The sequence below is a fragment of the Caballeronia udeis genome (assembly GCF_044909315.1).
In the GTDB taxonomy this organism is placed as follows: Bacteria; Pseudomonadota; Gammaproteobacteria; order Burkholderiales; family Burkholderiaceae; genus Caballeronia; species Caballeronia udeis_A.
Genome location: NZ_JBIYEB010000016.1, coordinates 62,571 through 77,144, shown reverse-complemented (window position 1 = coordinate 77,144; position 14,574 = coordinate 62,571). Strand labels below are relative to the sequence as shown.

Genomic DNA, 14,574 nt, shown 5'->3' with positions numbered 1-14,574 from the left:
TTCAACGGCGACTCGGGCCCAGATACCCAAGCCAGCGCTTTTCCGCATGCCTGAATGCGCCGATCAGCACGAACGACACGGCCAGGTAGATCAGCGCCGCGAGCCCGAACGACTCGAACGATTGATAAGTGGCCGAGTTGGCGTCGCGCGCGACCTTCAGGATGTCCGGCACGGTCGCGGTGAATGCGACGGTTGTGGCGTGCAGCATGAGGATCACTTCGTTACTGTACAGCGGCAGCGAGCGTCGCAGTGCCGAAGGCAGGATCACGCGCCGGTACACCGTGAAAGTGCTCATGCCGTAAGCACGCGCCGCTTCCACTTCGCCGTACGGAATCGAGCGGATCGCACCGGCGAAAATCTCGGTGGTGTAAGCGCAGGTATTGAGTGCGAAGGCCAGTATCGCGCAGTTGAAACCGCTGCGAAAAAATGCTTCCAGCAGCGACTGCGAGCGCACGAATTCGAGACCATACATGCCGGTGTAGAGCAGCAGCAACTGCACGTAGAGCGGCGTGCCGCGAAACACGTAGGTGTAGAGACGCACCGGCGTGGCGAGCCAGCGATTCTTCGAAACACGGGCGCAGGCGAGCGGCACCGCCGCGATAAAACCCAGCGCAAGCGAGCTTGCCAACAGCCACAAGGTCACGACGAGGCCCGAGGCGCGCATGCCGTCGGAGTAAAGAAACGGGCGCCAGTAATCGGCAAGTACCTGGATCATGATGGTCGCTGTTCCCTTTTGCTCAGAGGTCGGCGTGCCGCACGCCGGTGGAATAGCGGCGTTCGAGATACAACAGAACGATGTTCGAGACAGTCGTGATGGCGAGATAAGCCGCCGCCGCGACCAGAATGAAGAAAAACATCTTGTAGGTGCTTTTGCCGGCGTCTTGCGCGGCCTTGACGATATCGGCGAGACCAATGATCGACACCAGCGCCGTCGCCTTGATCAGCACCTGCCAGTTGTTGCCGATTCCCGGCAATGCAAAGCGCATCATCTGCGGAAACAGGATGCGGACGAACACGCGCACGCCGCTCATGCCGTAGGCGCTGCCCGCTTCCAGCTGGCCGCGCGGCACCGCGAGAAACGCGCCGCGAAAGGTTTCGGTGAAATAGGCGCCGTAGATGAAGCCGAGCGTGAGGACACCCGCCGTGAAGGGATCGATGTCGAACTGGTCCAGGCCAAAAGCATCAGTCAGGTGATTGACGGCAATCTGGATGCTGTAGAAAAGCAGCAGCATCAGGACCAGGTCGGGCACCGCGCGAATCAGCGTTGTGTAGGCGGTGGCGAGGCTGCGCGTGACGCGGTTGCGCGATAGCTTGGCGCTTGCACCCGCGAGCCCGAGCAGGATGGATACCGCGAGAGACAGGAGCGCGAGCGCGACCGTCTGTTTTGCGCCCGCCAGCAGCAGTGGACCATAGCCGTAAAGGAACAAGTGCATGTCTCCGTCTGTTGAAGGGGCCGTGGGGGCATGCGCCTTGTCACGACGGCATTGCCCGGACGACTGGCGCGGATATTCACCAGCGAAAAAGAATTGCTCAAACGGGGCAGGCGCTGTTTATTGCGCTGCAGCAAACGCTTCCATCCATGCGTATTGCGGACAATGAACCATGGGACAGGGGCTTCGGTCGCGTTGCGGCTTTCGTACGACATGACGCTGCACATTGACTGCCGAGCGGAATCCACGGGTTTTGCGTCGCTTTTCCGATAGAAACCCGGAGGCCCTGGAAAGCGCTTTGGCGGGGGCTGGACGGGGAAAATCCGTTCGCCCGATTCATCCTGGATGAAGATGCGGCGAACAAGCCTGCCCGCTGTTCAGAGCGCGTGAAGCAGCCTGAGGCCGTAGGCGCCGTGAAACCAGACGTGGTCTACAGCCACGGCTGCGGCGATCCACGCGACGCCGACGATCAACGCGTCGCAGCGGCCGCTGTTCCACCAGTTCAGGGAATGTCGCGAGACGAGCCACGGTACGCCAAGCGGGTTGGGCCAGTCGGCGAAGAGATGCATCAAGCCCCCGCAGGCAAAACCGAAGCCGACGGCGGCCCATGGGTGGACCCCAAGCAGATGGTAGGAAACGGCGAGCAGTGCGACCCAGCCAACGCCCCAATGCGTGAGCGTGCGGTGCGTGATCCATAACCTTCGCGCCCGCGTCCACCACGCCACTTCGAGCCAGTCCGGCGCGGTGCCGCCGAATACGCCCGCACAAAAGCTGAGTACGCCCCAGACGTGATACGGACCGGTTGCGCCGGCCTTGCTGACGACCGCGGCAGCGATAAGACCTGCTGCCCAACCGGTCGCGTGATGCGCGTTGCTCGAAGCCATGAAGAGATGCCGCGTGTAGCGAATGAAATGAAGCTGCGCATGTTGACACAAGAGTTGCGTAGTGTGCGCAATGTTCGCGAGGATCGGGCACGTCCGGGTGCTTGCGGATTTGTCAGGAGACACACGCGGAGGAGCGTGAGCGGTAGGGCGGTGCCGGCCACTCAAGTCCGGGTTTGGACTTCAGGCAGGGCCGGGCGCGCGATTTGCTGTTTGAAGATATCGCCACCTTTTACTGATGCCATGTTCCGTTTGGTGCATGAACAAGGAGCAATCATGCTGACGCAGGCGTTCGAAACAATTCTCGCGCTGTTTTCCCTTGGCTTTCTCCAGCTATCGGCGCTTACACCGCTCAGTGTCGCGCAGGGGTTCGGATCGGTACTGGGAATTCTGGTCGGCATCGCGATTCCGTTAGGCATGGCAATGACGACCCGCGAGCAGTTGGAAAGGCTTTGAAAATTCAGCGAGGAATGATCACAGGATTCGTGGGAATTCAGGCACGCGCTGCCGCATAACGGCGCGCGACTTCGGTCCAGTTGATCACGTTATAAAACGCGGCTATGTACTCCGGCCTGCGATTCTCATACTTCAGGTAGTACGCGTGTTCCCAGACATCCAGCCCCAGAACAGGGTGATTGCCTGACATCAATCCCGCCATCAGCGGACTGTCCTGATTACCCGTATTTTCCACGGCGAGGCGTCCCTGCTTGTCGACGCAAAGCCATGCCCAGCCGCTGCCAAAACGCGTCAGCGCCGCCTTCGTGAACGCTTCCTTGAAAGCAGCGAATCCGCCCAGGTCGGCATCGATCGCGCGGGCCAGTTTACCTTCGGGTTCACCGCCGCCCCGAGGCGACATCACGGTCCAGAAAAGGCTGTGATTCGCATGGCCGCCGCCGTTGTTGCGCACAGGCAATTTCAGGGACTCGGGCAGCGATTCAATTTGCGCTACCAGCGATTCAACCGGCAGATCCTGGTACTCCGTGTCTTTCACCGCGGCATTCAAGTTGTTGACGTAGGCCTGGTGATGTTTCGTGTGATGAACTTCCATCGTGCGAGTATCGATGTGGGGTTCGAGGGCATCGAATGAATAGGGCAAGGCGGGCAACGTGTAGGGCATCGCAGGTTCCTTTGCGGTTGGGGGTTGGAATCAGTGCGGTATCGGGTGGTCGGCGTTCAGCGCGAGACAACCTGCGCCAAGCGCCCGGGTAACCAGCGGATGCGGTCCGTGCGCACGTATATGGTTCAGCAAGGCGACGTGCGTTTCGCGGCTGTGGCGCAATGCGGCGTGTTGCAAGCTTGTGTCCTGCCTGCCGTCGAGGAACAACTGGATAAGGGTTTCGTGGGCATCGCAAAGATGGCCGGCAGCGCTGTCCAGATCGCCCCATTCAGCCTGCAGGCCGGCCAGGTTGAGATGCGAAACGACCAGCGCGGCCACGCAGTCATCAGCTCGTCCTGGAGGCGGTTGTCCGACCAACTGATGCGCAATGCGCAGCGCTTGCTGATAGATCGTCAGAGCGACACTGCGCGGCACGGCGCGAGAGGTGCGCGCGACTTCGCGCATCACGCTCTCCCACACGGACAGGCTTGCTCCGTTGTTCGGGGACAACTCGTTTTCCGCAGGACTGGCGATCTGCTGGTGCATGAAAAGGGCTCCTGTTTCTGCCCCCTTTTCGTTGACGGTCGCCTGCGTACTTGGGTCATTAAATGATAATCATTCGTGTTAACGATGTCTAGCGGGGTTGATTTTTCGGAGCACCGGGTGTGTAGGTTCGCCTGTACGGTGGGGTGAGTCCGCTGCACGGCTGCGCTGACCCCTATTGACAAAGAAAATTGACTACATTTACATACTAACCAGTTGGTATCTTAGTGAAAGGGGAACTGGGTGGTCACAGAACTCAAACGGCGCAGTCAAGCCGATCGCACGGCAGCGGCGCGCGCAGCATTGGTTGAATCGGCGATCACGTTATTGAGCGAGCACGGGTTTGCACGTACGACGACGGCTGCCATTGCCCAGCACGCGGCCGTAACCACGGGGGCGTTGCATCACCATTTCCCAACTAAAGAAGGCCTTTTGATTGCGGTGCTCGATGAATTGGCCGAGCAAGCGCTCGTGCTTTTCAGGGGGCTGAACGATCGCGACCGGCACGGCGATGGTCCGGCGCGCTCGATCGTCAGATCCCTGTGGTCGCTATACGGCAGTCGCCGCTATTGGGCCGTCTGGGAAATCAACCTTGGGTTGCGGCCCGACGAGAATTTGCACCAGTTGTTGATTGAGCATCGGACGCATACACGCGAGCAGATGAACGCGGTGCTGGCGGCCAACACCGCGCTCAAACCGGAAACCAAGCAGGCGCTCCACGTCCTTTTGCCGTTTCTCCTGTCAGCGATGAGAGGAATATTCCTCGACACGTTCTTCACGGGTCACGACTCCGAAACCCTTGACCAGCAACTCGAGCGACTGCAGCACGCACTTGATCAGGAAATCAGGTCGCTCTCCACGAACACACATTCGCCGGCACCCGCTTAGGACCGCCATCCGCGATACCCGCGAAGCGTTGATTCAGAGCGGTCGCGGAGTGTGAATTGCAGGAAAGTCGACGAGAGAATTCAGCCCTGATTCGCCTTCGGAGCTTCTAATGAAACACCCAAGCAATACAGCAACCCAAGAGCCGGGTTCCGGCGCCAGGGCGGCGTCCAAAAGCCTGGTGCTCGATGCCGTCAGCAAACGCTACGGCGGCGTGCCGGCGCTGGATGCGCTCTCGCTTGAGGTGGAACCGGGTGAACTGGTCTCGCTGCTTGGGCCATCGGGTTGCGGCAAGACGACCACGCTACGCCTTATCGCCGGATTCGAGTTTCCCGATCAGGGGTCGGTTTCGATTGGCGGGCGAGACGTGTCGTCGTTGCCACCGAACAAGCGTGGGCTCGGAATGGTCTTCCAGAACTACAGCCTCTTTCCTCACATGAGCGTGGGCGAGAACATCGGGTTCGGCCCGCGTATGGCAGGTATCAGGAAGCCCGAGACCCAACAGGCGGTTCGCCGTATGCTCGACTTGATCCGCATGCCCGGTTTCATGGACCGCCGGGTCTCGCAGCTTTCAGGCGGACAGCAGCAGCGCGTGGCGCTGGCGCGCGCGATCGTCAATAATCCATCAGTACTCCTCCTCGACGAACCGCTCGGTGCGCTTGATAAAAACTTGCGTGAAGGCATGCAGTTCGAGATACGAAGGCTTCAGCAGAGTCTCGGTATCACGAGTGTAATGGTTACGCACGACCAGGAAGAAGCCATGACGATGAGCGACCGCGTCGTCGTCATGCGCCAGGGAAAGATATTGCAAAGTGGTGCACCGCGCGAGGTCTACGACCGTCCGCGCAACCGCTTCGTCGCGGAGTTTCTCGGCACGGCCAACGTGATCACGTGCCGTATTGTGTCGCGCGGCGCTCAGACGGTCACCGTCGGGACGGTGTGTCCGGATGAAGCCCACGGTGCGTCGCTGACGCTTGCGCTGCCGAAGAACTGGACAGGCGAGTTGCCCCGCACGATCGAAGTGGCGGTGCGTCCCGAGAAGATCGCCATTGACGCCCCGCAACCGGGCCACGTGCAGTTCCGCGGAGAGATCGTTCAGCACGTATTCCGAGGCTCGCAACATTCGTACGAGATCGAGGTGCCGGAACTCGGGCCTCGTATCTATGCGTATCAGCAGGCCTTTTCTTCCGGGCATGCCGGGCATGCGCGCGGCCAGGCAGTGACAATCTCGTTCGCGCCGGGCGATGTCGTCGCGCTTGAACCGGACGAGGGCCACGAACTCGCCATGAGCGGCATCGATGCGTTCATCTGCGGCCCTGAAACGGTTGCCACGCAGGGAGTACGCTGATGTCCACGCCAGGCGCCATCACGTCCTTGCTGCTTACGAGAAATGGAAAGCGCTCGCGCAGCATGCGTGTTGCCCTGTTGCTCGCTCCCGCGGTGATCCTGCTGGTCGTCTTCTTCGCTGCTCCGCTGCTCGAGAACGCCGTGCGCAGCCTCGGGCTGGACGTTCATGCGAGCGGGTCGGACGGCAGCGCGTTCAGGAACTACGAGAAGCTCTTTTTCGATCCGTACTATCGCGGCGTGATCGTCGAGACGGTCAGGATCAGTCTCTATTCAACGCTCCTTTGTCTCGTGATCGGGTATCCGGTCGCGCACCTCATGGTGCGGCACGCGGGACGCTTTGCGATGCCGTTGCTGTTCATGCTCATCACACCGCTTCTGACGTCGATCATCATGCGCACCTTCGGCTGGCGCGTGCTGTTCGCCCGTCATGGGCCGTTCAACGATGCATTGATGTGGCTGCATCTGATTGATCGTCCGCTGTCCGTGCTGGGCGGACCGCTTGGGGTTTATATCGGCATCGTGCATGTGATGGTGCCGTTCATGGTGCTCTCGATCATCCCAGTCCTGCGTGGCGTTGACCGGCGACTCGAGGAATCCGCCCGCATTCTCGGCGCCGGGGCGACACGTACGTTCTTCCTCGTGACCCTGCCACTCACCGCCGAAGGCATCGCGACCGGCTGCGTACTCGTGTTCATGCTCACCAACGGCAGCTTCGTGACCCAGCTTCTGCTTGGAGATGGAAGCGTTGTCACATTGCCGCTTCTCATCTTCCAGCAATTCTCGCTCACGCAGGATCTCGGCTTCGCGAGTGCCATGGGTAATGTACTGCTCATCATCGTGCTCGTGTGCCTGTATGTGCAGCTACGCCTCTCCGGACGCAAGGGGACATCGCAATGAACCATGCCGGCCTGCAGAACAAGCTCGCGTCTCGCGCCGGGCTCGGCGTGCTCTCGGCGTTCACGGGGCTTTTCTTCGTCGCGCTGATTGCGCCGATCGTCGTGGTCGTGCTCGTGTCGTTCACTCCGGGCGAGGCCCTCACGGTGCCGGTGACGGCATTTTCAATGCGATGGTACAGGCGGCTGTGGGAGTATCAGCCGTTTGTCGACTCGCTGATCACGAGTCTCTATCTGGCATTGTCTTCGTCGTTCATCGCAATCCTGGTCGCGGTGCCGGCGGCGATCGGCATTGGACAAAGCCGGAGCAGGGTGGCCACCGCCCTGACCACCTTCCTGCTTGCGCCGATCGCGATTCCGGCCCTTGTGATCGGCCTGTCGCTGCTGTATTTCCTGTCCAACATCGGCATTGGCGTGTCGTATGCCGCGCTGCTGATCGCGCATACCGTGGTCTCCGTGCCATACGTGATGCGTACCACGCTCGCGACTTACAGGAACACGCATGCTTCGTATCGCGAGGCGGCGTCCGTGCTCGGCGCGAGCAGCTGGCAGACCTTCCGGCACGTCACCCTGCCGCTGATCGCTCCGGGGATTTTCGCGGGTGCGCTGTTCTCGATTCTCGTGTCACTCGACAACCTCGGCGTGTCGTACTTCTTCGGCACGGCGAATGTCACGACCCTGCCGGTCGTCATGTTGTCGTATCTGCAAAACCAGTTCGATCCTGCGATTGCGGCCGTCAGTACGGTGCAGATGGCGATTACAGTCGTTTTGCTTCTGATCGTCGAAAAAACCTATGGCCTGCGCTCATTGACGACTCAATGACGACTCAATTACACAGGCCACTCCTTTCCCAATGCCCTGGAGCCCGAATGACTCTGCCTCGTCCCCTGCGTGCCGCAGCAGTTGTGATCCTGCTTTCCTTTAACGCTGTCGGCGCGCCGTCGGTAGCGCGTGCCGCGGACCTGACCGTCACCGCCTACGGAGGGGCCTGGGAACAGGCGTACCGCAAATGCTTCGTACAGCCGTTCGAGAAGCAAACGGGCAAGACTGTCGATGTGATTCTCGGCAGCCCCATGCAATGGATCAACCAGGTGGGTGCGAATCCCGCGCATCCGCCGATCGATGTGATGGTGGGTCTTGTCGACAGTGGCGAGATCGCTCGCGAGCGCGGGCTCGTCGACAAGATCAGCGATGCGGAGATTCCGAATCTGAAGCAGCTCAAGCCGAACATGCTTGGTTACGGCAAGGGCTACGGCTTTCCGATCGCGTTCGGCGACTTCGGCCTGATGTACAGCAAGAAGGCCGTGCCGAATCCTCCCCAAACGTGGAAGGAATTCGTCGATGGCACCGTGGCAGGAAAGTGGCACGCAGGTCTGCCCGGTATTTCATATGTGGCGACGGCCCAGGGGGTCATCGGCCTGTTCGCAACGGTGTACGGCGGTAGCCTTGATAACGTGCAGCCGGGCCTGGACCAGGTCAAACGAATGAAGGCGAGCGGCAACGTGAGCTTCTACAGCGAGCCTAACTCGCCGCTCATCAGCCTGAGGTCAGGCGATATTGACATCGCCATGTATTTCGACGGCCGCGCCTGGGCCGAGCACGATGCCAACAACCCTGATATTGGCTATCTGAATCCGAGACCCGGCGCGGTCGCCTTCCCGACAATGGTGCAGAAAGTGAAGAACGGGTCGCCGCTTGGCTACCAGTTCATGAACGTGCTCGCCTCGGCCGAAGGGCAGAGCTGCTTCGCCAATCTGCTCCAGTACTCGGCGTCGAACCGCGACGTAAAGTATTCGGACCAGGTCAGGTCACGTATCGCAAAGGACGACGACTCGCTGTGGCTTTCGTTCGACGTCGTGTCGAAGAAGACGCCTGAGTGGGTCGAAATGTGGAACAAACAAATCGGTCGTTGACCGGAACTGAGGAACCTCTTTCATGAGCCTGAGAATTGGAGTCGACATTGGCGGATCGTTCACCGACTTTGCGGTGCTGGACGATGACACCCGCAAGATCCGCACGCTGAAGGTGTTTTCCCGCCCTGACAGCCCAGGCAGCGAAGTGCTGACCGGCATGGCAGGCCTGATCGATCGCTATGGAATCGAAGCGAAGGATGTCGCCTACTTCACGCACGGCACGACTATTGGTGTGAACGCCGTGGTGCAGCGCAAGGGCCTGCGCCTCGCGCTGGTCACGACCCGGAATTTTGAGGATGTGCTCGAAATCGCGCGTCTCAAGATCCCAGACATGTATCACCTGTTGTCGAAGCGCCCCGAGCCGCTCATTCCGCGCGACCGGGTGTTCGGGGTGAAAGGCCGGCTCGCGGCAGACGGCAGCGAGGAAAGTCCGATTGACGAAACGAGCGTGCTTGCCGCGTTGGCGGGTATTCGCGCGGCGGAATGCGAAGGGGTTGTGGTCTCCTTGCTGCATTCGTACCGGAACCCGCAGCATGAGAAGGACGTCAAGGCCCTGCTGGAAAAGCATTGTCCTGGTCTCTTTGTCTCATGTTCGCACGAAGTGTGGCCCATCATTCGCGAGTACGAGCGTACGTCCACGGCCGTCATCAGCGGGTACGTGCAGCCGAAGGTAGCCAATTACCTGACGCATTTGCAGTCCGCACTGGCGGAAGCGGGCGTGCCGGCGGAGCTCATGGTCACGAAGTCCAACGGCGGCGTCATGAGTGCCGAGAACGGCAAATCGAACTGCGTGCAGATGATCCTGTCGGGTACGGCGTCGGGTGTGATCGGCGCGGCTTACATTGCGGAACAGTGCGGGATCAGGAATTGCATGAGCCTGGACATCGGCGGGACGACAGCGGATGTCGCGCTGATTGTCGACGGTCAGCCCCAGTATGCGACCGGTGAATACATTGGCGACTTCCAGATCCACATTCCGTCGGTCTCGGTATCGTCGATCGGCGACGGTGGTGGCTCTATTGCTTGGGTTGATGATTTTGGTGTACTAAAAGTAGGCCCCCACAGTGCGGGATCGAGCCCGGGGCCGGTCTGTTACGGGCGCGGCGGAGACAAGTCAACCATTACCGATGCGTTCGCCGTGATGGGTATCCTTGGACAGTCAGACCTGGGCTACAACTCGGTCACGCTTGACCGCGAGGCGGCGCGCAAAGCAATCGCGACATTGGCCGTGCGTCTCGAGAAGAGCGTCGAGCAAACCGCGGAAGCGATCATCCGGGTTTCCACGTCGAGCATGTATGCGGGTACAAGCCGCCTGGTTTCCCGTTTCGGCATTGATCCGCGCGCCTTCACGCTGTTGCCGTTCGGTGGCGCCGGTCCCATGCTGGCTTGTTATCTGGCGCGCGCGCTGAATATGCCGAACGTGACCGTACCGGTCACGCCGGGCGTGCTGAGTGCCTTGGGCGGCCTCATTGCCGACATCAAGAATGATTTCGTGAAGACGACGTACTACGAGTTGAACGAGACCTCGCTTGGCTTGCTCGAAGAAGACGCACGCGGGCTTGAGCAACAAGCGCGCGCGTGGATGACTGAGCAGATCGGACACAGCGACAGTGCGCCGATCACTCTGACGGCCGACATGCGATACCGCGGCCAATCGTTCGAAATCGAAACACCGCTTACGCGCGATACGATTCGCGCCCAGGACATGGCGGCTATTCGCGATGCATTTCACGCCGAGCACCGCCGGCTCTACGGACATAGCGACGATGCGGCGCCGATCCAACTGATCGCGCTACGGCTCGTCATTTCGTCGGTTACGCCGAAGCCGGAGCTCGAACGCCTGGCCACCAGCACTGAACCCGCTATTCCGGTTCGCGAGATCGAAGCGTGGATGGACGGACAAGCCCGCCTTATTCCTCTATACCGGCGTGCCGACCTGCGCGCAGGGCAGGCTTTCGAAGGTCCCGCGGTGATCGCCCAGGACGACGCCACCACTTGCGTGCTGCCGGGCTTTACCGTGAATGTCGATCCGTTCGGCAACCTGGTTCTGATGAACCGCGCGCTTCTTAACTGATCTTGACTGGTAACTCCACCATGAAATTCGACAAGTCTGAACTGCAGATATTTGCGAACTATTGCGTCGCGGCGGCCGAGAGCATGGCCTTTACGCTTGTACGCACCGCACATTCGACCTTCGTCAAGGAAACGGAGGACTTCTCCTGTGCGCTTACAAGCACCGACGGACTCACCTTCGCTTCGCCGCGTACATTTGGCGCGACGTGGTATGTCGGGCTTGACTATGGCCCCGTCATCCGTTGGTTCACGGACTACCAGCCCGGGGATGTATGCATGACCAACGATCCTTACAGCGGTTTCGTGGCAACGCATACACCGGACGTCGTGATGTGGAAACCGGTTTTCTACGAGGGCGAGATCATCTGCTTCGTAGCCGGCCATATCCACAACACGGACATGGGCGGTGCGGTGCCCGCGTCGCTGTCGCGCACGCTGACCGAGATCCATCAGGAAGGCATCCGTTTCCCGCCTACGAAGGTCGTAGAGAAAGGTGAGCTTAACGAAACGCTGCTCTCGTGGATGAAGCGCAATGTTCGGGCTCCCGAGCAGAACATAGGCGACCTGAAGGCTCAGATTGCGTGCCTGTTGACCGGCGAGCGGCGAGTGCTCGAGATCGCCGAGCGCTTCGGCGTCGAAGCGTTCAAGGCGGGTATCGGCCAGTTGCTCGACTATGCGGAGAACCAGTCGCGCGCCGTGGCGCGGACCATTCCCAATGGCCGGTATTTTTTCTCGGAGTATGTTGACGAGGATGCGGTGGGTGGCAAGCCGATGCGCATCGCATTGACGCTTACCGTCGACGACGGCCTGCTGCACTTCGATTTCGCAGGCAGCGATCCGCAGCTTACGTCGTCGCTCAACGTGCCGACCGGGGGGCATCCACGCCACGCGCTGTTGCTGGTTGCGCTTAATTACGTGCTGTACTCGCTCAATCCCGACATCCTGCTCAATGCGGGGATGCTGCGCATTGCTACCTGCGAGATGCCGGTTGGCAGCGTGCTCAATCCAATCGAGCCGGCCGCGGTCGGCATGCGGACGCTTACGTGCGTCGTGGTGCAGGCGGCCGTATTCGGTGCATTCGCCCAGGCGCTGCCGGACAGGATGCCGGCGTGTCCGGCATCGAGTGTCTGCCTGCTCAACGTGAAGACGACCGATACGGCTGGACGCACGATCATGGCTTCCATCGGACCGGTCGGCGGTGGCGCAGGCGGTTCGTCCGCGGGCGACGGCTCCGACGCGTCTGGCGCGAATATGGCGTTCCTGCGCAATACGCCGGTGGAAATAAACGAAGCCGAGGTGCCCATCCGGATTCAGCACTACGGTCTGGTTGCCGATAGCGGCGGTGCAGGTTTGCATCGTGGCGGGCTGGGTGTCGTGATGGAGTTCAAGGTCTTCGCTCCAAACACGCTCGTGACGGCCCGCAATCGCGACCGCACGCTGTTCGGCTCGTGGGGCATCAAGGGCGGCGGCGCCGGACGGACTTCGCTCTTCGTGCGTAACCCGCGCAGCGCTCACGAGGAGATTCTCGGCAATACGGATCTCATCGCTTGCGAGCCGGGTGATGTTATCCGCCTGGAGGGGAATGGCGGCGGCGGTTACGGGAGACCGGTCGAACGGCCGCTTCACGCCGTGGAGCAGGACGTGCGACGCGGTTATGTGTCGAAGGAGGAGGCTCGTCGGGCCTATGGCGTCGTCTTCACGGACAACGGTATTGATACCGGGGCCACGAATGCGTTGCGCGCGAGCATGCGTGACGAGTGCAATGAGGACTCGTTCTTCGACTATGGCCCGTACCGGCGATCACACGAGGCCATCTGGACTGCTGAGCGTTATGCGGCGCTGTGCCAATGCCTTAAATCGGTATCGGTGAGCTGGCGCTTCTTTCTGAAGCATCAGATGTTCGACCGGCTTGCACGACGAATTCAGGAACACGGTCCGATTGAAGGTGCGCAGATCGTGTTCGATCTCTTTGATGAACTCGCGAACGCGTTTCCGGCTTTGTCCGCGCGGGACGCGAAGGTCACGCAAGTAGCCTGAGGCCAGCTCCCATGCCTATGAACCTGATCGAATCGTTGCATGCCATCGTTGGCCCTGCCGGCTTTGTGAACCTTGAAGACGGTGAGCCTTATCTGACGGACTGGCGCGGTCGTTACCACGGAAAGGCAATGGCCATTCTCAAGCCCGCCAACACGGAGGAAGTCGCCCGCGTGCTGAAGCTATGCGCGGCACATGGGATCGCCGTCGTGCCGCAAGGCGGCAACACGGGCCTCGTCGCGGGCGCCACCCCTTCCGAAGCCGGCGATTCGGTGGTTGTCTGCCTGAGCCGAATGGCGAATATCCGGGAGATCGATACCGCCAACTACACCGTTACCGTCGACGCCGGATGCACGCTTGCCAGGATTCAGGAGGTGGCTGCTTCGGTGGACCGCCTTTTTCCGCTATCGCTTGCGAGCGAAGGCTCCTGTCAGATCGGCGGCAACATTGCAACGAACGCGGGCGGCACGGCGGTGCTGCGTTACGGCAACATGCGCGCACTTGTGCTTGGTATTGAAGTAGTGCTGCCTGACGGCCGGATCTGGAACGGCTTGCGCGGCCTGCGCAAGGACAATACCGGTTATGACCTCAAGCAGTTGTTCATCGGTGCCGAGGGCACGCTCGGCATTGTCACGGCCGCCGTCCTTAAGCTCCATGCTTCGCTGAGAGCGCGGGCCTGCGCATGGGTTGCGATTGAATCCGTCAGCGCCGCCATCGCGCTGCTCGAACACTGCCGCAGCGCGTGTGGCGACGGACTGACGTCGTTCGAGCTCATCTCGCGCAGCCAGTTGGATGTCGTCTATGAGCAGGTGCCTGGGACTCGCGATCCGCTCGACGGCAGCTCGCCCTGGGCGCTGCTGCTCGAACTCGCCGACTCGGCCAGCGATGCGCCCCTGCAGGCTACGCTGGAAACGGTTATTGGCGAGGCGCTCGAAGCGGGTCTCGCGGTCGACGCGGTATTGCCCGCAAGCGAAACCCAGCGCAACGCACTGTGGCACTTACGCCATATCGTGTCTGAAGCGAACGTGCGCTGCGGTACGAGCGTCACCCACGACATCTCCCTGCCGATCTCGAAGATCCCGGAGTGTCTTGCTGACACCGAAGCGAGGTTGCTCGATGCAGGGCTCGTGGACGGTGCCCGCTTTCTCTACGTCGGCCATGTGGGCGACGGCAATATTCATTCAATCGTTCTGTTTCCGCATGAGGTCTGGTCGACGGTGGGTGACAAGGACGCGCTTATCAGCCAGATCGGCAAGATCGTCAACGACACGGCTGTCTCGTTCGGAGGAAGCATCAGCGCTGAGCATGGCATTGGACGCGCGCATCGGGATGAACTCGTCCACTACAAAAGCGACGTTGAGCTTGACCTTATGAAAGCGGTCAAACAAGCGTTGGATCCCGAAGGCCGCATGAATCCGGGCAAGCTCCTTTGACCACTGCACGGCATAAGAGGCGGGCTGTTACCGATCATCTGTTTCA

The 14,574-nt window shown here is 60.6% G+C and carries 14 protein-coding genes; 9 read left to right on the top strand and 5 right to left on the bottom strand.

Translation table 11 applies throughout. The features are described 5' to 3' along the window. Position 1: 1 nt before the first annotated feature. The 3 genes from ABH944_RS24465 to ABH944_RS24455 all read right to left on the bottom strand — a co-directional run bounded on the left by ABH944_RS24465 (position 2) and on the right by ABH944_RS24455 (position 2,314). Positions 2-715, bottom strand: coding sequence for an ABC transporter permease (locus tag ABH944_RS24465; RefSeq protein WP_404609957.1), 714 nt, complete (start codon positions 713-715; stop codon positions 2-4). Between the two features lie 22 nt (positions 716-737). Further along, the gene (locus tag ABH944_RS24460) at positions 738-1,427 is read right to left on the bottom strand and encodes an ABC transporter permease (protein ID WP_404610018.1); all 690 of its coding nucleotides are present in this window, start codon (positions 1,425-1,427) and stop codon (positions 738-740) included. Between the two features lie 380 nt (positions 1,428-1,807). Further along, the gene (locus ABH944_RS24455) at positions 1,808-2,314 is read right to left on the bottom strand and encodes a metal-dependent hydrolase (RefSeq protein WP_404609958.1); all 507 of its coding nucleotides are present in this window, start codon (positions 2,312-2,314) and stop codon (positions 1,808-1,810) included. A 273-nt stretch (positions 2,315-2,587) separates the two neighbouring features. On the opposite strand from ABH944_RS24455, the gene ABH944_RS24450 reads away from it, so the two are divergent. After that, the gene (locus ABH944_RS24450) at positions 2,588-2,767 is read left to right on the top strand and encodes a hypothetical protein (RefSeq protein ID WP_404609959.1); all 180 of its coding nucleotides are present in this window, start codon (positions 2,588-2,590) and stop codon (positions 2,765-2,767) included. Between the two features lie 37 nt (positions 2,768-2,804). Here the strand turns inward: ABH944_RS24450 and ABH944_RS24445 are convergent, their stop codons facing one another. Both ABH944_RS24445 and ABH944_RS24440 read right to left on the bottom strand, forming a co-directional pair. Then, positions 2,805-3,428: a superoxide dismutase gene (locus tag ABH944_RS24445; RefSeq protein WP_404609960.1), complete on the bottom strand. Its 624-nt coding sequence runs from the start codon at positions 3,426-3,428 to the stop codon at positions 2,805-2,807. Between the two features lie 30 nt (positions 3,429-3,458). Then, complete coding sequence (locus ABH944_RS24440) at positions 3,459-3,953, bottom strand: hypothetical protein (RefSeq protein ID WP_404609961.1); 495 nt, start codon at positions 3,951-3,953, stop codon at positions 3,459-3,461. Positions 3,954-4,193: 240 nt separating this feature from the next. Here ABH944_RS24440 and ABH944_RS24435 point away from each other — a divergent pair, with 240 nt between their 5' ends. From ABH944_RS24435 to ABH944_RS24400, 8 genes are all read left to right on the top strand, one after another. Continuing rightward, entirely contained in the window at positions 4,194-4,838 is a 645-nt protein-coding gene (locus tag ABH944_RS24435) for a TetR/AcrR family transcriptional regulator (protein WP_404609962.1), read from the top strand. A gap of 109 nt (positions 4,839-4,947) precedes the next feature. Beyond that, complete coding sequence (locus tag ABH944_RS24430; protein WP_404609963.1) at positions 4,948-6,183, top strand: ABC transporter ATP-binding protein; 1,236 nt, start codon at positions 4,948-4,950, stop codon at positions 6,181-6,183. Next, positions 6,183-7,079 carry an ABC transporter permease gene (locus tag ABH944_RS24425; RefSeq protein ID WP_404609964.1) on the top strand — a complete coding sequence of 299 codons (897 nt, stop codon included), beginning with the start codon at positions 6,183-6,185 and terminating at the stop codon, positions 7,077-7,079. The genes ABH944_RS24430 and ABH944_RS24425 overlap by 1 nt, the downstream gene beginning before the upstream one ends. Then, on the top strand, positions 7,076-7,897 hold the full coding sequence (locus tag ABH944_RS24420; RefSeq protein WP_404609965.1) for an ABC transporter permease: 822 nt from the start codon (positions 7,076-7,078) through the stop codon (positions 7,895-7,897). Before ABH944_RS24425 ends, ABH944_RS24420 begins: the two co-directional genes overlap by 4 nt. 47 nt (positions 7,898-7,944) lie before the next feature. Next, a complete protein-coding gene (locus ABH944_RS24415) occupies positions 7,945-8,988 on the top strand; it encodes an extracellular solute-binding protein (protein WP_404609966.1) in 1,044 nt (347 codons plus the stop codon). A gap of 22 nt (positions 8,989-9,010) precedes the next feature. Further along, positions 9,011-11,062: a hydantoinase/oxoprolinase family protein gene (locus ABH944_RS24410; RefSeq protein ID WP_404609967.1), complete on the top strand. Its 2,052-nt coding sequence runs from the start codon at positions 9,011-9,013 to the stop codon at positions 11,060-11,062. A 20-nt stretch (positions 11,063-11,082) separates the two neighbouring features. Then, positions 11,083-13,098, top strand: a complete 2,016-nt coding sequence (locus ABH944_RS24405; protein ID WP_404609968.1) for a hydantoinase B/oxoprolinase family protein — start codon at positions 11,083-11,085, stop codon at positions 13,096-13,098. Positions 13,099-13,115: 17 nt separating this feature from the next. Next, entirely contained in the window at positions 13,116-14,528 is a 1,413-nt protein-coding gene (locus ABH944_RS24400) for an FAD-binding oxidoreductase (RefSeq protein WP_404610019.1), read from the top strand. Positions 14,529-14,574: the final 46 nt, after the last annotated feature.